At 71.0% G+C, this 19,401-nt stretch carries 19 protein-coding genes; 7 read left to right on the top strand and 12 right to left on the bottom strand.

Translation table 11 applies throughout. The features are described from left to right. The 6 genes from ACIGHB_RS32135 to ACIGHB_RS32110 form a co-directional block, all read right to left on the bottom strand. The coding region (locus ACIGHB_RS32135) for a SpdD-like protein (RefSeq protein ID WP_399918047.1) at positions 1-278 on the bottom strand (278 nt) is incomplete at its 3' end. Between the two features lie 12 nt (positions 279-290). Beyond that, positions 291-446 carry a hypothetical protein gene (locus ACIGHB_RS32130; RefSeq protein ID WP_107645442.1) on the bottom strand — a complete coding sequence of 52 codons (156 nt, stop codon included), beginning with the start codon at positions 444-446 and terminating at the stop codon, positions 291-293. A gap of 20 nt (positions 447-466) precedes the next feature. Then, entirely contained in the window at positions 467-655 is a 189-nt protein-coding gene (locus tag ACIGHB_RS32125) for a mobile element transfer protein (RefSeq protein WP_392332041.1), read from the bottom strand. Between the two features lie 21 nt (positions 656-676). Continuing rightward, the gene (locus tag ACIGHB_RS32120; RefSeq protein ID WP_399918044.1) at positions 677-1,375 is read right to left on the bottom strand and encodes a DUF2637 domain-containing protein; all 699 of its coding nucleotides are present in this window, start codon (positions 1,373-1,375) and stop codon (positions 677-679) included. 77 nt (positions 1,376-1,452) lie between these two features. Beyond that, positions 1,453-2,805: an FtsK/SpoIIIE domain-containing protein gene (locus ACIGHB_RS32115; RefSeq protein WP_399918042.1), complete on the bottom strand. Its 1,353-nt coding sequence runs from the start codon at positions 2,803-2,805 to the stop codon at positions 1,453-1,455. A gap of 2 nt (positions 2,806-2,807) precedes the next feature. Further along, a complete protein-coding gene (locus tag ACIGHB_RS32110) occupies positions 2,808-3,140 on the bottom strand; it encodes a hypothetical protein (RefSeq protein ID WP_399918040.1) in 333 nt (110 codons plus the stop codon). A gap of 154 nt (positions 3,141-3,294) precedes the next feature. Between ACIGHB_RS32110 and ACIGHB_RS32105 the strand changes: the two genes are divergently transcribed. Together ACIGHB_RS32105 and ACIGHB_RS32100 are read left to right on the top strand one after the other, a co-directional pair. Beyond that, positions 3,295-4,089: a GntR family transcriptional regulator gene (locus ACIGHB_RS32105; RefSeq protein ID WP_399918037.1), complete on the top strand. Its 795-nt coding sequence runs from the start codon at positions 3,295-3,297 to the stop codon at positions 4,087-4,089. Next, positions 4,086-4,766, top strand: coding sequence for a YdcF family protein (locus ACIGHB_RS32100; RefSeq protein WP_399918035.1), 681 nt, complete (start codon positions 4,086-4,088; stop codon positions 4,764-4,766). Before ACIGHB_RS32105 ends, ACIGHB_RS32100 begins: the two co-directional genes overlap by 4 nt. Positions 4,767-5,323: 557 nt before the next feature. Here the strand turns inward: ACIGHB_RS32100 and ACIGHB_RS32095 are convergent. From ACIGHB_RS32095 to ACIGHB_RS32080, 4 genes are all read right to left on the bottom strand, one after another. Then, positions 5,324-6,715 carry a hypothetical protein gene (locus tag ACIGHB_RS32095; RefSeq protein ID WP_399918033.1) on the bottom strand — a complete coding sequence of 464 codons (1,392 nt, stop codon included), beginning with the start codon at positions 6,713-6,715 and terminating at the stop codon, positions 5,324-5,326. A 494-nt stretch (positions 6,716-7,209) separates the two neighbouring features. Further along, entirely contained in the window at positions 7,210-7,986 is a 777-nt protein-coding gene (gene lepB / locus ACIGHB_RS32090; protein ID WP_360316658.1) for a signal peptidase I, read from the bottom strand. Between the two features lie 68 nt (positions 7,987-8,054). Continuing rightward, positions 8,055-9,743, bottom strand: coding sequence for an MFS transporter (locus ACIGHB_RS32085; protein ID WP_399918056.1), 1,689 nt, complete (start codon positions 9,741-9,743; stop codon positions 8,055-8,057). Between the two features lie 351 nt (positions 9,744-10,094). After that, positions 10,095-12,575, bottom strand: a complete 2,481-nt coding sequence (locus tag ACIGHB_RS32080) for a serine hydrolase (RefSeq protein ID WP_399918029.1) — start codon at positions 12,573-12,575, stop codon at positions 10,095-10,097. Between the two features lie 162 nt (positions 12,576-12,737). Between ACIGHB_RS32080 and ACIGHB_RS32075 the strand changes: the two genes are divergently transcribed. From ACIGHB_RS32075 to ACIGHB_RS32065, 3 genes are all read left to right on the top strand, one after another. Next, positions 12,738-13,436, top strand: coding sequence for a GPP34 family phosphoprotein (locus ACIGHB_RS32075; protein ID WP_360316665.1), 699 nt, complete (start codon positions 12,738-12,740; stop codon positions 13,434-13,436). A 393-nt stretch (positions 13,437-13,829) separates the two neighbouring features. Continuing rightward, the gene (locus ACIGHB_RS32070) at positions 13,830-14,690 is read left to right on the top strand and encodes a helix-turn-helix transcriptional regulator (protein WP_360316667.1); all 861 of its coding nucleotides are present in this window, start codon (positions 13,830-13,832) and stop codon (positions 14,688-14,690) included. Positions 14,691-14,968: 278 nt separating this feature from the next. Continuing rightward, positions 14,969-15,169, top strand: coding sequence for a DUF397 domain-containing protein (locus tag ACIGHB_RS32065; RefSeq protein WP_360316669.1), 201 nt, complete (start codon positions 14,969-14,971; stop codon positions 15,167-15,169). Between the two features lie 166 nt (positions 15,170-15,335). On the opposite strand, the gene ACIGHB_RS32060 is transcribed toward ACIGHB_RS32065, so the two are convergent. Continuing rightward, positions 15,336-16,160, bottom strand: a complete 825-nt coding sequence (locus ACIGHB_RS32060) for a hypothetical protein (RefSeq protein WP_360316671.1) — start codon at positions 16,158-16,160, stop codon at positions 15,336-15,338. An 82-nt stretch (positions 16,161-16,242) separates the two neighbouring features. Here ACIGHB_RS32060 and ACIGHB_RS32055 point away from each other — a divergent pair, with 82 nt between their 5' ends. Then, positions 16,243-17,028 (top strand): SDR family oxidoreductase, encoded by a 786-nt coding sequence (locus tag ACIGHB_RS32055; RefSeq protein WP_399918026.1) that lies wholly within the window; start codon positions 16,243-16,245, stop codon positions 17,026-17,028. 32 nt (positions 17,029-17,060) lie between these two features. Here ACIGHB_RS32055 and ACIGHB_RS32050 read toward each other — a convergent pair whose 3' ends face one another. Further along, the gene (locus ACIGHB_RS32050; RefSeq protein ID WP_399918024.1) at positions 17,061-18,155 is read right to left on the bottom strand and encodes an ADP-ribosylglycohydrolase family protein; all 1,095 of its coding nucleotides are present in this window, start codon (positions 18,153-18,155) and stop codon (positions 17,061-17,063) included. Positions 18,156-18,324: 169 nt separating this feature from the next. Between ACIGHB_RS32050 and ACIGHB_RS32045 the strand changes: the two genes are divergently transcribed. Next, positions 18,325-19,398 carry a tyrosine-protein phosphatase gene (locus ACIGHB_RS32045; protein ID WP_399918022.1) on the top strand — a complete coding sequence of 358 codons (1,074 nt, stop codon included), beginning with the start codon at positions 18,325-18,327 and terminating at the stop codon, positions 19,396-19,398. The last annotated feature ends 3 nt before the right edge of the window (positions 19,399-19,401 follow it).

The following is a 19,401-nucleotide window of genomic DNA, read 5'->3' as shown; positions in this document are numbered from 1 at the left end:
ACGACCGCGACGACCGCGATGGACACCCCGGTGATCGCGACGGCGAGGAGCATGGAGACCAGGACTGCGCCGACGACCAGGACGACGGCGCCACCGCCGGCGGCGAGGGCGACCGCGCTGCCCGGGGTGAGCTGCACCGAGGCCCGGGGCGCCTTGGCCGGGGCGGGAGCCGACGCCGGGACCACGACCGGCGTGGGGGTGGTCACCAGCTCGATGTCGGCGATGGGGACGGGGTGGCCGGGCGGGAGCGGGTTGACCGGGATGCGGGGCTGGAGCATGAGGGGTTCTCCCTACTTGGCGATGGGGTCGATGAGCGGGGTGAGGAGGCTGTCGGCGAGGAGGTAGCCGCCGAGGAGGAGGACGGCGACGAGCCACCAGGGCGGACGGATGAGCTTGATTCCGAGGCCGCCGACGACGATCAGCGCGAGCCAGAGCGGAACGTCCATGACGCGGAACTCCTCTGCGGTCAGCGGGGGTTGCAGCGATGGGTACGGGCGGCGAGTTCGGCGGCGGCGCGGGTGTTGTAGTCGGCGGAGAAGTCGCAGCCGGGGGCCGTGCACACGGCGGTGTGCTTGGTCCGGCCCCGGCCGTCGTGGTGGGTGCCGACCTGCACCGGGCCGATCTTGATGACGTGGTGGAAGCGGTTGGGTCGCACGGGCTTACCTCCTTCCTGGAGTCAGGCGAGCTGGAGGGCGATGGAGTCGGCGAGGGCCGGGGGCATGCCGTGGCGGGTGCGGAGGGTTTCCGCGTCGATCGGCCGGCCGGTCTGGGCCCGGTGCGCGTCCGCGATCTTCTGGGCGTGAGCCATCAGAGCGGGCGGCACCGGCACAGCAGGCACCACGGGAACAGGCGCGGGTTCGGGCTGTTCTTCCTGCGGGGCGGGTTCCGGCGTGACCTCTGCCGGTTCGGGGTCGGCCGGAGGGAGTTCAGGGGCCGGTTCGGGGGCGCGTTCCACAGTCACCTCGTCGACCGGCTCCGGCGCCGCGACGGGTTCCGGGGTGGGTTCGGGGGCGGGGTGGGGCGTGTGGGCGAGGAGGGTGCCACCGAGGAAGGCGATGGCAGGCCATCCAGCGACGAGGATCCGCAGCCACGGCGGGACGTCGTTCATGTCGAGGAGTCCGGCGGTGGCGACGTTGGCGCCGAGCGACGCGATCAGGGCGATGGCGAACCAGAGCCAGGCGTCCCGGTTGCCGGCGTCGGTACGCATCCGGCGCCAGGCCGCGACCAGGAGCAGGTCGACGGAGACCGGGTAGGCCCACGCCTTCCATCCGTCCTGCCCGGCCGCTTCGGCCAGGTCGTGCAGGTGGGCGAAGGACAGGGCCCCGGCGATGACGGCCTGGATGAGAACGGCGTCGAGGCGGAGGGTTCGGAACACGGTTCACCTCCTTTCAGGCATGGGTCGGGTAGGGACCTGGCGTGAGACGGTCACGCCGCCGAGGTAGGGACGGGGTGTTACGCGGTGGCCGGGTTCGGCTTGAGGAGCGAGACCGACTCCGGGTCGGCGCCGTTCCGGTCCGGGAGGATCGGGCGGTAGGCGGCGAGGGCCGGGATGTCCGGGGTGAGGTGGGCGTGCGCGGCGCAGACCCCGGCCGCCTCAGCTGCGGTGAGGACGGGGGTGCGGATGCGGGACCAGCCCCCGGAGGTGTCCCCGGCGACCGCGATGCCGGGCCGGTCCGGCGGGATCGCCAGCACTGTGACCACCGCGTCCGGGGCGATGTCCCCGACGCCCATCTCGGCGGTCTGTTTGTCGTTGACGCGGTGCACGGTCCGGCCGGTGAGCTGGGCGCGGAGCGCGGTGGCGCCCTTGCCGAGGTCGGAGCCGAAGCGCTGGCCGCAGACTTCGAGGAAGATGCCGGCGGCGCGGGCGAGCTGGCCGAGCCGGATGAGCTGGGTGACCATCCGGTCCCGGCGTTCCTCGTCCTTCTTCGTCGCCGTGAGGAAGAGCTCCGCGACCTCGTCCACCAGGACCACCACCGGTGCCGGACGGATGTCCTCAGGCAGATCCCACACATCGGCGACGGCGTGGTCGCTGAGGAGGTCGAACCGGTCTTCCATCTCGCCGACGAGGGCGTTCAGGAGGCCGTCGGCTTCCTCCGGGGTGGTGGCGAGGGCGGACAGGCGGGGCGCGTAGGGGCGGTGCTCGACCCCGCGCTTGCAGTCGATGCCGACCAGGGCGACCGGGAGCCGGGCGAGCCCGGCGATCAGGTTGCGCTGGTACATGGACTTCCCGGTCTGGTTCGCGCCGAGGGGCAGCGCGTGCGGGACCTTGAGGTAGTCCCGGACGAACGCCGTACCGTCCTCGCGGAGTGCGACCGGAACCGTCATCGGCCCCTTGGGGCGCCGACGGGGCATCCGGACCTTCCGGAAGACGTCGTAGCCGGTCATCCGCAGTTCCACGAAGCCGGGCTTGGTGACGGTGACGTTGACCGAGTGGACGCCCCAGGCGTGCCGCAGCCGCTCGGAGGCCGCCATCACATCAGCGGGCTCCAGACCGGCCGGGAGCCGCAGGGTGACCCGCAGGCCCGTCGAGGTACCCCGCACGCGGCGGACCTTCGGCGGCACGGGCTGGACGTCGGGACGGCGGGCGATGGTGCGGACCATGAACGCCCGCAGGCGGGACGGCTGGACCGTCAGCCCGCACACGTCCATCGTCGCGTGATACGTCATCGAGAACCGGACCCGCGTGACCGGCAGGCCCACCAGGGACCAGAACACCCGAGGCGCACGGACCTTGGCGTATCCGAGGCCGCCGGCGGCTCCGGCGAGCGGGAGGCCGACCTCCCATAAGGTCGAGATGTCGGTCATGGTCAGCCGCCCATCGGGGTGACCGCGACGGCGCGGAAGGAGATGCCGTGACGGCTCTGGCCGTTGAACGTGTTCTCCCAATCCCGGGCCTTGAGCCCGATCACCGACACCGGCAGACCCGGCGTCAGCCCGTCGGGGAGACCGGTCTCCGGGACCGTCACCTGGTAGAGGTTGCCCTCCCCCTCGTCCGAGATCAGCAGACCCACCGTCGAGAGCCCGGCACCGGTCTCCCGGTCCGTGGCGCGCTCACCGGTCTGCTTGCTCACGAGCTTCGGCGTGGGAGCGGTCGCGACGAACACGACGGCGGTAGAAAGGTCGATCTTGAAGGACGGCATCAGAACTCCCTACGTTGTGGGGCAGCCCAAAGGGGAACTGCCAGCCCCGCTGTCCTAGGACTGCGAGCGACTGAGTAGATAGTGGCCCGCAGTCCTAGGACTGTCAACAGTCCTAGGACTGTGTTTGACTAGTTCTCGTTGAGAGGGGTTCGAGATGGCGCCCAAGTGGCGGGAGCTGGCAGACGAGCTGGCCGAGCAGATCAGGAGCGGCGAGTACCCACCCGGCGCGCAGTTGCCGCAGATCAGGGAGCTCGTAGATCAGGGCAAGGGCTCAAAGGCCACCGTCCACGCGGCGTACAAGGCCCTCGAAGCGGAAGGTCTGGTCACCTCGACTCGCGGCCACGGCACCGTCGTCCGCCAGCGGGTGCCGCTCAAGCGCCTCGGTATCGCGCGGTACGACAAGGCGAAGTGGCGTGACGGTGACGAGGTCGCGTTCATCGCCGATCGGGTCGCATCGGGCCGGACGTACCGCCGCAACGAGCAGACCCAGACGGTCAGCCTGGTCGAGGCCCCTGCCACGGTTGCCGCAGCCCACGGCCTGGAGACGGGGGCCCCGGTCTATGCGCGCGCTCGACTGGTGAAGGAAGGCGAGCAGCCGACGCACACCCTGACCAGCTACTACCGCCCCGAGCACGTCGAGGGAACACGCCTGGTCGACCCCACCCCCGGTCCGGCCGGCCGAGGTGGCGGATACCGCGTCCTGTACGACGCCGGATACGAGATCGACCACATGAAGGAAGCGCTCTTCGCCCGCACACCCACTGCGGACGAGGTGAAGCTCCTCCAACTTCCCCCCGGCGAACCCGTCGTAGAGCTCCACCGGACGACGTACACGGCTGCCGGCACGGTGGTCGAGTTCGCCATCGGCATCCACGCCGCCTCCCGCTTCGCCTGGGAGTACGACTTCAAGGTGCCGGACTCGGCAGCGGACAGGGACGAGACCCAGTGATCTCCACCCAGGACTGGGCCGACACGGAACTCCTGTGGGACTACCAGCAGATGCACCACACACCCCGGCCCTGCTCGGTCGCCATCGGACTTGGGAGCCACGACCTGGGCGTGGCTGACGCCGCCGTTGATCTGTACAAGCGCGGCATGGCCCCACTCCTCGTCTTCACCGGGGCGACCAGCCCGACGACGCGCGAACGGATGCCCCGCGGCGAGGCCGTGCACTACCAGGAGCGAGCGATCGAGCTGGGCGTCCCCGCCTCGGCGGTGATGATCGAGCCGCGAGCCCGGAACACAGGCGAGAACATCCTCTTCACCCGCGACCTCCTCGCCGAGGCCGGCATCGACGTCTCCTCCATCCTCCTGGTCAGCAAGCCGTACGAGGAGCGGCGGGCCTACGCCACGGCACGCAAGCTGTGGCCGGAGGTCGAGATCATCAGCGCATCACGGCCCATGTCGCTCCGGGACTACATCGACTCCATCGGGGACGCCCGCCTGGTCATCGACATGCTCGTTGGAGCCCAGCAGCGATTGTTGATCTATCCGGAGCAGGGATTCATGATCAGCCAGCAGACCCCCGCCGACGTGCGCGACGCGTACGCCCGCCTGTCCCAGAACGGCTACACCAGCCGCCTCCTCCGAGACAACGAAGGCAAGCCCCAGGAGCCCACCACCTGAAGGACCCGCCCCGGGGCAGCTGTTACAGATTTCTCTACCTCATCAAGGCACCCGCCGCGCGAGGCGCGGCGCGCGCGGCCCGTCGCCCGGGCCTGCGCTCCTGTCTAACGCCCCGCTCCACCCCGGCCGCCGGCCCGCACGCCTGACAGCTCGGGTTGATGGGCGACGAACCACGATGCGGCCGAGGCGGCACGCGAGCGCGGCTCAAGACGATGCCTCCGGCGGGGGCGCTCAGGCTCCGGGATGGGAGAGGCCCGTACGCGAGTGCCGGCCGGTGGGTTGTAGCGGTGGGGACTCCCATCCCGCCTGCCGTCGACCCAGGCAGAGCCGAGCAGACACGGCACCGGGCGTCCAGGTCGTTCGTCCAGTTGGGCGCTCCACCTGGACGCCCGGCACCGCGCCTGCTCCACGGTGTGTGGGTCGACGGCAGACGGGATGGGAGTCGGGGCACGTCGTGACTTGAACTGGACCACCCCGCTCAGGCGGGTCCGCGTGCCGAACGGGCTGAACCCAGAAGTACGTGGTTCCTGCCCGCACGGCTACGGCAATTAGCTACTTCACTGCCGCCCCAGGAATCCGGCCAACTGGGCATGACGCTTAAGTGTCACGCGAATCGCATCCTTGATCGATGAAGGACGCGTGTTCTCAGTCGAGAAAGCCTTCAGCTCCACAATCACCGAATTTTGCTGACTATCGGGGCGGGAAACCAAGACATCGGCTCGAACCCTACTACTGGGGGTTTTTACCTCTTGCTCCGACTTCGCTTCATACCCTAGCGATCTCAAGCACAAAGCGATCCGAGATCCCAATTGAGTGGGCTTAGTGGTCACACTTTCGTACCACTCTCGCGCCTTCGTGGCTCGCTCTGATTCCCGTTCGCGCAGTGGGCTGTAGACAGACGGGTCCCAGTTCTCCCCAACGATGGAAACAAAATGAGACTTCTCAAAACGCTCCAGGTAAGACCTACTGGGCTCGAAATCTGCCTTGTCTAGGTCGCGACAGAGTGGATGCAAGTCCGCAGCGGCGATCGGCACGAGTCGCACATCAAAGTAAAGTCGTGCCCGATTCAACTCGGACAAAGGGAGCGTTTGCCGGTCATCTTCATTTAGCTCCCGATAGAAAGCGTTCCAATCCAGCTTATAGCCGTCGCGCGCATTCGTGAATCCGGCCACGCGAGTGATTCGGAGCCCGTCCGTGACAGGCCACAGCATCACGACCTGGTATCTAGAAATGTCGTGAAGCTCTGTCGTATAGGAAGCCAACCGGTCGCCGACCAGCTCGATAGAGCGACCGATCGTGGGCGCTTTATCGGCAATTGCATCGACGTCTGACGTCAAGACTTCATAATCGGCCAAAGGCTGGCTCTTGTTATGGAAAGCGAACGTCTCCTCAAGGATCTCGGCCCAGTCATTTCTAGGAGGGCCGGCCAACTCGAAGTCCGAGCTCAGGAGAATTCTCTCATTGCGAGATGTCGCCTTTGCGAGATCCGCTTGAAATTCCCGACTAGTAGTCAGCCAAAGGAAAAGGATCGGGCGCTGGCGCAGCTCTCCTCTATCGAGAAGACTCAATCTCTCCACAAACTGCGACGGCAAGGCCGTTTTTTCCGCCACCCGCTCTTCGAATTGATCAACTACGGCGATTATCAGCCTACTTTTATCTCGATATCCTTCGACTGCCCGCAACTCCTCCAAGAGGGCCGCCTCCGAGGCGATCGCGGCGCGAGATAGCTCAACGACCTTGCACTCAGGGAGATGCGTTGACAGTTCTCGGGCTGCCGAACTCTTACCCGACCCACTTCGGCCGAATATTGGAAGAAATCGAATTCCGCCGGTAATTTGCATGCTGGCGTGGGCGCGCTGCACTTGAGCCAGCAGGGGCCTGTCCGGACGCAACCGTCCGCGGAAGGCGGGGTCAAGGTCCTCATAGCGTGAAGGAAGGCGAGCCACCATGGCGAGAGTGTAGAGGCTGGTGGCCCGCTTGGCCGAGCCCGACAGCTTCTCGCAGCATGAATGCCGGTTGTGGGGCGCTCGGCCGGCGCTGGCAGGGCACTCTTGGCCATCGGCGGAGCCTGGCCGTCGGTTGGGTCCCGGGTTTGCACCGGGCCGCCCCCGGACAGAGCCAGGGATGCAGCTGCACTACAGAGCTGGACACCTCGGAAGCCGACCGCGCGCAGGCTGACGCTATCCCTAGGCACTGACAGACGCCGGCGAAGGGCGTGCCTCATCCGTGCCAGATCGGGCGGGGAACCACGGGGAACGATGGGCGTTTTCGGGCACTGGGGTGGCGATCAGCTCCCGCGGCGTCTGTGCAGGTCAGGCCGGGGCTCGCCCTCCCGCTCTCCTAAAGCGGGTGTCGCAGGTTCGAATCCTGCCGGGGGCACAAGCCGAAGGGCACCTGGTGACGTCACCAGGTGCCCTTCGGGTTGTTCGGGGGCGGATCGTGGTCAGTTCTCGGGGGTGAAGGTTTCCGGGATCGGGAGGGTCGACCAGTGGGGGACGGGCCAGGCCACGACGATGGCTCGGCCGACCACCTCGGTGAGGGGGACCATGCCGCCGCGGCCGTCGTTCTGGTGGTAGCGGGAGTCCTGGGAGTGCTGGCGGTGGTCGCCCATGACCCAGAGGTGGCCGGCCGGGACGGTGATCTTGAACTGGCCGCCGGCGTCGTTGCTGCAGGGCGTGTTGCCGGGGTGGACGTACGGTTCGTCCAGCGGGCGGCCGTTGAGCTTGACCGGGCCCGTGCCCTGGCATTCGACGGTGTCGCCGGCGACGCCGATCACGCGCTTGATCAGGTGCTGCTCGCCGGCGGCGGGCATCAGGCCGACGAAGCCGAGGACCTTCTGGGTGGTGGTGGGCGGCTTCATCTCGTGGCCGGCCAGCCAGTCGGCGGGGTCGCGGAAGACGACGACCTCGCCGCGGTCGGACTCCGAGCCGAACCAGGGGGTGAGCTTGTCGACCAGGACCCGGTCGTCCTCCTGGAGGGTGTTCTGCATGGAGCCCGAGGGGATCAGGAACGCCTGCACCAGGAAGGTCTTGATCAGGAAGGCCAGGCCCAGGGCGACCAGGGCGAGGAGCGGGTACTCCGCCCAGGGCGAGAGGCGGCGGCGCTTCGGCGGGCGGGGGGTCTCCGGGGCCTCGCCCGCAGGGTCGGGCCTCACGTCCGTCGCCACGTCTCCCGCGTCCGTCACGTCCGCCGACCCCGATTCAATTGGTTCCTGCCGCATGGGTCGACCCTAGGGCCCGGAGCCGTACCTCCGCAGTCCCGGGGCCGGTTCACCCTCCTTATGGGTGATCAGCGGAGTTCCTGCGGGCAGGCCGTGCCGCGCGGGAAGATCTTGTACGGGGCCGCCAGGCGGTACGTACCGGCCTTGGGGGCGATCAGTTCGGTCCACTCGTCGCCCTCCTCGTCCGGCTCCGCCTTCACCAGGCAGCCGTTCTCGTTGGCGAAGACCTTCGGGAGCTCCGTCTCCGACTCCTCCCGCGCCAGCTTCGACTCCTCCGTCTCCTGCGGGGGCTCCACCTTGCCGCCGTTCTCGTCCATCAGCGCCAGCCACGGCGAGTACGGCACGCGGATCTTGACCCGGGCCGGACGGTCGAGGTGGAGGACGACCTCGTTCTCGGCGGCCCGCTCGACCACCGCGGGGGCGTCGGCGAGCGGAGTGGCGTCGGCGACCTCGTACAGCCGCCAGTTCGCGTCCGCCCACACCTGGTTCAGATAGGGCAGGCCCTGGGCGACGAGCTCCGCCTCCCGCTCCGCGCCCGAGTCGGGGGCGCCGGTCGGCAGGACGACGTACCGGACCGACCAGCGGTGGAGCCACTCGCGGTAGTTCACGGCGTTCAGGGTGTCGTCGTAGAAGAGCGGGTTGCGCTCCATGTCCGCCTGCCGGTTCCAGCCGCGCGCCAGGTTGATGTACGGGCTGAGCGCCGAGGACTCGCGGTGACTGGACGCCGGGACGACCTCGACCCGCGCCTTCCGCGCCTCCCGCACCTGGAGCTGGTTGATCAGCGGCGCCACCTCGAACGCCCAGGAGGCGTCGGGGCGGGTGCGGATCACGTCGTCGACGCCCTTGAAGCCGATCCAGAAGTTCAGCCCGAGGAAGGCGACGACCAGCGCGTACCAGCGGCGCGAGCGCGGGCGCGTGTACGGCAGGGCGGCGAGCAGCGCCACGCCCGCGAAGAGCATCGGGAGCCGCGAGATGTTGGAGCCGATCTGCGAGTCGATCAGCCAGGTCAGGAAGGTGCCGACGGTGTAGCAGGCGGCGGCGGTGCGGACCGTCCGCCAGTCCTTCGGTACGAGGAAGAGGACGAGGCACCCGAAGAGCAGCGGCAGCGCCGTCGAGCCGAAGGCCATCGGCTGCGTGCCGGAGAAGGGGAAGAGCCAGGAGGAGAGCGCGACCACCACGACCGGGGCGAGGCCGATCGCGTACGCCCCCGGGCGCCGCTTGTTCAGGAAGAGCGCCGCCGCGACCACACCGAGGAACAGCCCGGCGACCGGACTGCACGCCGTCGCGAGCCCGGCGAGCGGCGCCGCCACGGCGGCCTTCGCCCAGCGCTTGCGGCGCCAGCGGTGCGGCCAGCAGAAGACGGCGGCGACCGCGCCGACCGCGAACATCATGCCGAGCCCGAAGGTCACCCGGCCCGACAGCGCGTTGCAGAGGAAGGCGAAGACGCCCGCGAGGGAGCACGCCATGGGGTTGCGGACGGCCGGCACCCGCACGAGGATCAGCGCGGTCAGGGCGGCGGAGAGCGTCCCCGCGATCATCATCGTCGAGCGGACGCCGAGCAGCGACATCACGTACGGCGAGACCACGCTGTACGAGACCGGGTGCATGCCCCCGTACCAGGCCAGGTTGTACGCGGAGTCCGGGTGCCGCCCCACGAACTCGGCCCAGGCGTCCTGGGCCGCGAGGTCGCCCCCGCTGTTCGCGAAGTAGAAGAACCACACGATGTGGAGGAGCGCGGCGACGCCCGTCGCCACCATGACGGGGTAGCGGCGCTTGCGCCGTCGCGCCGGGGGTGCGGGCGAGGGCGGGGCCGGGGGCGGCGGCGTGGTCCGCTCGGTGGCGGAGCGCTGGTTCGGAAGCACTATTCGCGAAGGTGAACCGGAGGTGGGGGGTTCGGCGGGGGGACTCGGTTCGGGAAGGGGCGCGTCGGCCGTGCTGCGGCCCGCGCGTGTCGGCTCGGCGGTGGTCACTGCGGCCCTTTCCCGTGCTGCTTCCCTCTGCCCGTCTCGCGTCCGCGCGGCTCCGCGTGTCGCGTCTCGTCCCCCGAAGACGCTAACAGCAGGGCGCCCCGGACGTCCGGGGCGCCCTCTGTGGCGGGGCCGATCGGGTCAGCCGACGCGCGTCAGCTTCTTGTCGAAGCCGGGTTCCACCAGGTCGGACTCGAGCGCCACGGGGGCGCTGACCTTTCCGGCGCCCTCGCCGACCGAGACGGTGCCGACGATGTCCCCGGCCTTGCCGGAGTGCGGGACGGCCTTGCCGCCGTCGGTCAGCGCCAGCTTGACCTTGAGGCCCGGCCAGCCGACCGCCTTGAGCTCCTTCGTCGCCACGACCGGGGTCTGCCCGCCGAGACCGTCGTCGACGTAGCCGACGACCTGGCCCTTCTTCACCACGGCGGCGGAGGTCACGGCGTCCTGCGCCTTCTTGATCAGCTCGTAGCTGTAGTCCAGCGACAGCTCCAGCTTCTTGTTGAGCGTCTCGGCGTTCTGGGCGCCCATCACGATGCCCAGGACACGGCGGGTCTCGCCGTCGACGACCGTGTTGGCCGACCAGAGCAGGTTGCCGCCGGCGGGGGTGGAGGAGCCGGTCTTGATGCCGCTCACACCCGGCTTGAGCAGGAGCCGGCTGTTGTTGTTCTCGATGTAGCCGACGCCCTCGATGGTCGCGTTCGGCATGTCCACGATCTCGCGGAAGACGTCGTACTGCATGACCGCCTTCGCCAGCTTCAGCTGGTCCTTCGGGGTCGAGACGGTCGAGTCGAGCAGACCGGACGGGTCGGTGTACCGGGTCTGGGTCATGCCCAGGTCCTTGGCCGCCGCGTTCATCTTGTCGACGAACGCCTGCTCCGAACCGGCGTCCCAGCGCGCGAGCAGCCGGGCCACGTTGTTGGCCGACGGGATCATCAGGAGCTGAAGGAGCTCCTTCTCCGTGTAGACCTGGCCCTCCTTCACGGGCGCCGTCGACTCGTGGGGGGCCTTGGCCTGGTCGGCGGCCTTCTTGTCGATGGTGATCTCGGGGCCCCGCTGCTTCCCCTTGATGGGGTGGTCGCGGAGGATCACGTACGCGGTCATCGTCTTCGTCACGGACGCGATCGGGGCCTGCTTCTGCGCCCCGTACGTGCCGATGGAGCCGACGCCCTCGACCTCCACCGCGCCCTGGCCGTCGCCGGGCCACGGCATCTGGAGCGCGCCGCCCTCGAAGGTGTACGCCGGGGAGCCGGAGAGCTTCAGGGCGGGCGCCGGCAGCGGGCGCACCATCTGCACGATCGCAAAGACGATCAGGAGGAGCAGGACCAGCGGGGTCCAGATCCGGATCCGGCGCATGGTCGTGCGCCAGGCGTTCGGCGGCGGGGGCGGGGTGTTCGTCAGCTCGGCCAGCAGGTCGAGCGGGGGCAGCGGCGGGAGCGGCTGCTGCCGCGTCCGCTCCGGCTCCCCGAGCGCGGGGAGGGGGGCGGGCGTGGGGGCGGTGACGGGGGCGGACGCGGTGCCGGGGGTGGTGCCGGATGCGGTGCCGGGGGTGGTCGCCTTCGCCGGGGGCGTGGCCGGGGCGGCCTTGGGGGCGTCGGTACCGGTCGGCTTCCGGTCGGCCGGGATGTCCGGGCGCAGCGGTACGAAGGTGCTCGTCCGCTCGCTGTCGGAGTCGGGGCCCTCGGAGCCTCCGGGGCGGGCCCGGTCGGTCGGGTCGACGGGCAGCTTGAGCGCGGTCGTCGGCTGGTCCACGGCGGGCGCGGCCGGCGGCCGGACGGCCCGGAACATGGTGGTGGGCTGGTCGACCGGCTCTTCGGCCCGGGGCTTGGGCGCGGTGGCCTTCGGCTCGGGGGCGGAGTCGGGGGCGGAGACCGAGTCGGAGGCGGGGGCGGAGGCCGAGTCGGGGGCGGAGGCGGGCTCGTCGGCCTTCGGCTCCGGCTTGGACGTGGCGGCCTCCGGCTCCGCCGGCTTCTTGGCGGCGAACCAGGACGGGTCCTGGGCCTTGGGGGCCTCCGCGGCCTCCGCAGCCTCCTCGACCGCCTCGGTGGCCTCCTCGACCGCCTCGTCGGCGTCCTCGGCGGCCTGGGTGCCCTCGGCGGGCTCCGTGGGCGCCGTGGGTGCCGTGGGCGCCGTGGGCGCCGTGGGCGCCTCGGCCTCCTCAGGCACTACAGACGCCTGAGCCGTCTCAGCCGCCGCAGACACCTCGGAAGCCTCAGGCTCCTCGGCGTCCGTCTCGCCCGTCTTACCCGTCTCGCCCGTCTTGTCCGTGTCGTCCGTCTCGTCCGCCGCCGCCGTCGCGACCCACGCCGCCACGGCCTGCTTCAGGCGGTCGCCCTCCGGCTCGGCCCGCTCGGCCGGCGCGGACGAACGTTCCGCCCCGGGCGTCTTCCCGGTCGTCCCGCCGGACGCCGCCGCGGGCTTCGCCGCGTCGTCCTCCGGGGTGCGCGGCGCCAGGGTCTTGAAGACCGCCGTCGGCTGGTCCACCCGATCCGGCGCGGACACCGCGGCCGCCGGGGAGTCCGGGGATGCAACCGTCGGCGCCGCCGCCGTCTTCCCCTCCGACGACCCCTGCTGCTCCGCCCTGTCGGGGGACTCGCCCGCCACCGTGCCTCCTCCATGCGTCATACGTAAGTCCGAACCGTCTACCAGTGTCCTGTGTGAACCCCTTGGCTCCCGTGCTAGACGAGAACGACATACCTACTGGTTCCCGGACGAACCACCCAGGCACTCTCGACAGATGAATGTGAGAGGGGTCACCCTGTCATTCATCCACGCGGGGAGGCATGGATGGGCAGGAGCCGCAGAACCATTCCGGAGGAGCTTCTGCTGCTCGCTCTGGACCCGGCCACGGGTACCACAGCGCAGCCGCAGTCGCTCGATCTGGGCCTTGCCGGAGCACAGCTAGTGGAGCTGGCTCTGGCAGGACGGATAGCCCCTGACGGGGATCGTATCGCCGTGGTGATGCCACGGCCGACCGGAGATCCGACTCTGGACTCCGCACTGGAACTGCTGCGCAGGCGCGGCAGTCCGGTCCGGGCCGTCCACTGGATAGGCGGACCCCGACTGGGGCTCCGTCAGACATATCTCTCGCATCTGGAGCGATGCGGCATGGTGCATGCCGTGGAGGGCCAGATGTGCGGGGTGCTGCCGACGACTCGCTACCAGGCGACGGACACGGCGATCAGCCGGGAGATCAGGGCCCGGCTGGACAGTGCGATCCGCACCGGCGTACCGCCGGACCCGCGGACCGCGGCGCTCGCCGCGCTGGCCCACGCGGTCGGTCTCGGCAAGCACCTGTACCCAGGCAACGAAGGACGGTCGTCGCGGTCCCGGCTGCGCGACCTGATCCGGCACGACCCCATGGGCGGTCTCGTGGCGCACGCCGTGATGGACGTCCAGAACGGCGCGGCGGCACAGCCGCGCCGGAGCGGTCCGGGCGTTCCCGCCCAGCCGCGCGGCAACATGGCCCGCGCCGCCGCCCACTGAGACGGCCGCGCGACCGCACACGCACCACCCGCACGACCCCCGTACGACCCGCATGACGGGCCGTGCGACCCCGTACGACCCGCATGACGGGCCCGTACGACCGCACCACGCGCACCCACGTACCGATCCGGGAGCCGCTCGTGGGTGTGCGGGGCGCCACCGCGCGTCCCGCACACCCACGGCACACCGGCACACCCGAAGCCCCACACCCGGCGCCCGGCACCCCACACCCTGCGGGCACCCGGGCATGGGCGGTACAAGCGCACCACATTCGCGCGCCCGCACGGGCGTTGTCGCGTTTTCCCAGCGCACGCCGCACCTTTGGTGGCAGTCTGCCAAGCAGTAGATACTCACAGCTACCCATCGCAGACAGCAGCCGGAGGTGCAGTTTCCGTGGCGTCCAGTGTCAACCCCACCGTCAGGCGACGCCGATTGGGCCAGGAGCTGCGCAAGCTCCGCGAGGGCAAGGGCATGACGGCCGAGCAGGTCGCCGAGCGCCTCCTCGTCTCCCAGTCCAAGATCAGCCGCCTCGAGAACGGCCGCCGCTCCATCAGCCAGCGCGATGTGCGCGACCTGTGCGGGGTGTACGAGGTCGACGACGAGGCCATGGTCAACTCCCTCATGCAGATGGCCAAGGACTCGCGGCAGCAGGGCTGGTGGCACGCCTTCGGCGACATCCCGTACAGCGTCTACATCGGCCTGGAGACCGACGCGCAGAGCCTGCGCGTCTACGAGCCGCAGATCATCCCCGGTCTGCTCCAGACCCGCGCGTACGCCACCGCCGTCATCTCCGGCGCGCTCCCCGAGTCGACGCCGGCCGACATCGAGAAGCGGGCCACCGTCCGCACCCGCCGCCAGGAACGGATCCGCGACGACGAGCGCCCGCTGCGCCTGTGGGCGGTCATCGACGAGGCCGCGCTGCGCCGGGTCGTCGGCAACCGGCAGGTGATGGTCGAGCAGCTGGAGCACCTGGTGGAGCAGTCGCACCTGCCGCACGTCACCGTGCAGGTCCTGCCCTTCGACACGGGCGCCCACCCGGGCATCAGCGGCCAGTACTCGATCCTGGAGTTCCCGGACGCCTCCGACTCCAGCGTCGTCTACATCGAGGGCGTGACGAGCGACCTGTACCTGGAGAAGGGGCCGGACGTGTCGAAGTACAGCTACATGTACGAGCACCTGCGGGCGCAGGCACTGGGCGTGGAGCAGACGCGGGAGTTCGTGGCCGACATCGCGAAGACGTACGCCCAGGGCTGACGGTCCCGGCACTTGGGGCGGTTCGGTCAGCCCGGGCAGCTCGGGCGGTTAGGTCAGCTCGGTCGTCCCGGGCGGGTCAGACAGGCCCGCACCGCGCGGGGGCGGACACCGTACACCCCCGACTCGGCCCGGCGGAAGCTCGGTTGGAATATGCCACCCGGTCGTGTGAACGCCGGTCCCGCCGCTCGGGACCGGCGAGTAGCGTCGATCAGGCCGGTGGAGATCACGCCGGCACCGACTCTCACGCCCCTGTGGGCAGAACCGGAGCTGAGCACATCATGGCCATCATCCAGGGTGCCACCGACAACTGGACCAAGTCCTCCTACTCGGGCGGCAACGGCGCCTGCGTCGAGGTGAAGTCCCCGGTCGTCGCCGCCATCGCGGTCCGCGACTCCAAGGCCCCCGAGGGCCCGTCGCTCGCCTTCGGACCGGGCTCGTGGAACGCCTTCGTCGGCCAGGTGAGCAACGGGGCCCTCTGAGCCTCGCAGCAGCGCAGCAGCACACGCAGCACCCGTACCACGCGCAGCACCCGCACCACACGCACCACCCGTAGCGCCGCCCTCTCGTCCGGTCCGCCGTCCTGGCCGAGAGGGCTCGCTCATGTCCGGGGTACGAACGGGCCCCCGGGCCGCCCCGGGGAGTCCGTCACCTCAGCCGGTCCACGTACAGGTCCGTCCCCGGGACCGTCGGGACGAACGGCGCCACCAGCTCCACCCGCCCCGCGTCGCCCGCGAGACCGTCCAGGTCCGCGAAGTGCGCGGCCCAGCAGTCGCGCGGGTCCCGCTCCAGGAACCAGAGCAGGGTGAGCCGGGTGTCGACGCCCTCCACCTGCTTCACGTACGTCATGCGGTCGCCGGGCAGCGGGGTCGGCCGGAAGACGGTCACCATCGCCGCCGGGGAGCCGGCGAGCCGGCGCGGGAGCTCGCGGGCGGCGAGCCGTTCCAGGAGGGCGGCGCGCTCCTCCGGGCCCGCGCAGTCCACGACCTGGAGGACCAGGCCCGCGTAGGGGTGGTCGAGGGCGTGGAAGTCGCGCGGGCCGGCCGCCCCGTCCCGGTACACGGTCGTCTCGTGGTCCTGGAAGGACGTGAAGACGTGGGTGCGGTCGTGGTAGACGCGGGCGTCGCGGTTGAGCCGCTTGTTGATGGCGACGGTCCACTTCATGTGCTCGTCGTAGCGGCCTTCGGTGATCCAGTACGTGGAGAGGTAGCAGCCGGCGGTCACCGGCTGCGCGACGGCGGACTTCTCGGGCGTCCGCAGCTCCTGGAGGTCACGAGTGGCGACCCAGCGGCGGCCCGCGAACATCCAGGGCATCGCCATCGCGCCGGCGTAGTAGTGGTCGTCCTCGTACCAGCGGTTGTACGCGTACTCGTGGCCCGGGTGCGGCTCCACCATGGTGATCAGGGCGTGTCCGGGTCGGATCCCGTACGGGCCGGTGGCGGCCAACTCCCCGTACTGTTCGGCGTCGCTCATCGCCGTCTCCCTTCCCTGTGCGGCTCGGGGCACCTACTCTGACGGACCGTCAGATGAGTGACCAGAGGCGGGAGGCACCCGGATGCTGCTCCAGGGGAAGACGGTCGTCGTGTCGGGCGTCGGGACCGGACTCGGCCACCGGGTCGCGGAGGCGGTGGTGCGCGACGGGGGCAACGCGGTCCTCGGCGCCCGCACCGGGGCGAACCTCGTGAAGACCGCGGCGGCGATCGACCCGGCGGGCGGGCGCACCGCGCACCTCGCGACGGACATCACGGACGAGGCGCAGTGCGCGGCGCTGGCCGCGCTCGCCGTCGAGCGGTTCGGCGGGATCGACGCGGTCGTGCAGGTCGCGGCCTGGGACTCGTACTTCGGCGGGCTCGCCGACGCGGACTTCGCCACGTGGCAGGGGGTCCTGGACGTCAACCTGCTCGGCACGCTGCGGATGACCCGGGCGTGCCTGCCGGCGTTGCGCGCCGGGGGCGGCGGCTCCGTCGTCTTCATCGGCACGCAGTCGGCCGTCGCCGCGCCGACACAGGTGCAGCAGGCGGCGTACGCCGCGTCCAAGGGGGCGCTGACCTCCGCGATGTACTCGCTGGCGCGGGAGCTGGGGCCCGAGCGGATCCGGGTCAACACGGTGCTGCCGGGGTGGATGTGGGGGCCGCCGGTCGAGGCGTTCGTCCGCTTCACGGCGCAGGCGGAGGGGGTGGACGAGGAGGTCGTGCTCGCGCGGCTCACCTCGCGGATGGCCCTGCCGGACCTGGCGACGGACGGGGACGTCGCCGACGCGGTCGCCTTCCTCGCGTCACCGCGCGCGCGAGCGATCACGGGCCAGTCGCTGCTGGTCAACGCGGGCGAGCTGATGCGGTGACGGGGGCGCGACGCCGCGGAACGGCGGGGACGTCAGGGGGTCGGGTAGCGGGTGTGCCAGGTGGGGGTGTGGAGGGTGGCCGCCTGGGTGAGTTCGAGGGCGAAGTCGTCGGAGAGTTCGAGGACCGTGCCACGGCCTTCGAGCGCCGCCAGCCACGCCGGCGGGAGGGCCGTCTCGCCGTGCTGGGCGCCGAGGAGCGCGCCGGTGGCGGCGGCGGTGACGGCGGAGGGGCCGTCGTGGTTGGCGGCGAGGCGCAGCCCGTGGCGGACGTCCTCGCCGACGAGGGCGCAGTAGAGGGCGGCGGCCAGCTGGCCCTCCGCGCGGTCCTCGGCGGCGCCGAGGGCCGTGACGCGGTCCGCGTCGGGGACGCCCTCCCGGACGGCCGCGAGGGCACGGGTGACGGCCTCCGTCACCGGCTCGTGGCCGGGACGGGCGGCCAGCAGGCCCAGAGCCGTACCGGCGGCGGCCTCGACGGAGGCGCCGCGGGCGACCCCGTGGACGGTGACGGCGAGCGCGCCCGCCGCGAGCGTGGCGGACGGGGCGCCGTGCGTCTGGGCGGCGCACTCGACGGCCAGCTGGCAGACGAGCGCCGGCTCCCAGCCGACGAGCAGGCCGAAGGGGGCGGAGCGGACGAGCGCGCCGGAGTCGGCGGCGTCCGGGTTCTTGGGCCGGTCCAGGGTGCCGAGGCGCTCGTCGCCGAGGCCCGTGAGGCAGGCGCGGGGCGGCCGGCGGCGGGCGTACAGCCACTCCTCGCGGCCGAGCCAGCCGTTGTCGTGGCGCCGCTCGTCGGGGCCCCAGTCGCGCTGGGTGGCGGCCCAGCGGAGCTGGGCGCGGTGCACCTCGGTGGGCGGGTGCCAGACGCCGCTGTCGCGGCGGACGTGCGCGCGGATGAGGCCGTCGACGGTGAAGAGGCTCATCTGGGTGGCGGCGGTGACGGGCAGGACGCCGTCCGGGGGTTCGGTGAGGCCCGCCTCGCCGTGCGCCGTACGGAGCTCCTTCAGCGTCCGCTCGTGCGCGCCCGCGCCGAACGCGTCGCCGACGGCGGCGCCGAGCAGACAGCCGCGCACGCGCGAGCGGAAGTCCTGCTGTTCGGTGCGGCCCCACACGGCCGCGGCAGTGGTGGTCACGACGCGCCCTCCCCCGTCCGAGGTCCCGTTCTCTCACCGGTCTCCGCAGCACTGTAATCGACCGGGTGTGTTCGTTCGGGGGGCGGAACCTTATGTGATCGGACGCCCTTCAGGCCGCTTTTGACCACAGTTCACCCGAGGTTCGCGGTGGGACAGAACCATCCGCCGCATGACCCCCGTGACACGAGTCAAGTACTCCTCCGCCGCGCTCGCCGCCGCCCTCCTCCTCGGCCTCGCCACCCCGGCCGCCTCCGCGCACGCGCCCGGACACGACCGCGGGCACGACCGGCACCGCGTGCCCTTCACCGCCGCGACCGTCACCGACCACGCCGACGGCACCTCCACGATCACGTGGACCGCGCCCGGCACCCGTACCGTCACCATCCGCTCCGAGGGCCGCACCGTCGCGCGCGGCGGCGCCACCGGCACGGTCACCGTCCCCACCCGCGCGGCGGCCGACCGGCACTGGTTCGACCTCGTGCCCGACCGCGGGACGCCGCTCCGCCTCGCCGACCGGCTGATACGGCTCCAGGGCACCGCCAACCTCCGCGACGCCGGCGGCTACCGCACCCGCGACGGACAGTGGGTCCGGATGGGCGAGGTCTACCGCTCCGACGCCCTCGACAAGCTCACCGACGCCGACCTCGCGAAGCTGCGCCGCCTCGGCGTCCGCACCGTCCTCGACCTGCGCATGGAGTCCGAGCGGGCCGCCGCCCCCGACCGCGTCCCCGCCGGCGCCCGGCACGTCGTCGCCGACGTCCTGGCCGGCAGCGGCACCTTCACCGCCATGCCCGGGACCCCGGCCGAGGCCGAGGCCATGATGATCGAGGGCAACCGCTTCATGGTGAGCGGGGACACCGCGAAGGCCGCGTACGCCACCGTCCTCGACGAACTGGCCGAAGGGGACGGCGTCCTCTTCCACTGCACCGCCGGCAAGGACCGCACCGGCTGGGCCGAGGCCGCGCTCCTCACCGCCCTCGGCGTCCCCGAGGAGACGGTCATGGCCGACTACCTCGCCAGCAACACCTACCGGGCCGCCGCCAACGAGGCCGTCCTCTCCCACCTCCCGCCCGCGCAGGCCGCCGTCTACAAGCCGCTCCTCGACGTGCGGCCCGCCTACCTCAACGCCTCCTTCGACCAGGTCGAGCGGGACTTCGGCTCCTTCCGCGCCTACCTGCGCGACGGCGTCGACCTCACCCCGCGCGAACTGAAGTCCCTCAAGCGCGAACTGCTGGTGGGCTGACCG

Origin of the sequence: Streptomyces sp. NPDC085460 (genome assembly GCF_044541975.1) — a bacterium.
In the GTDB taxonomy this organism is placed as follows: domain Bacteria; phylum Actinomycetota; class Actinomycetes; order Streptomycetales; family Streptomycetaceae; genus Streptomyces.
This window is presented reverse-complemented; position numbering and strand designations above follow the sequence as displayed.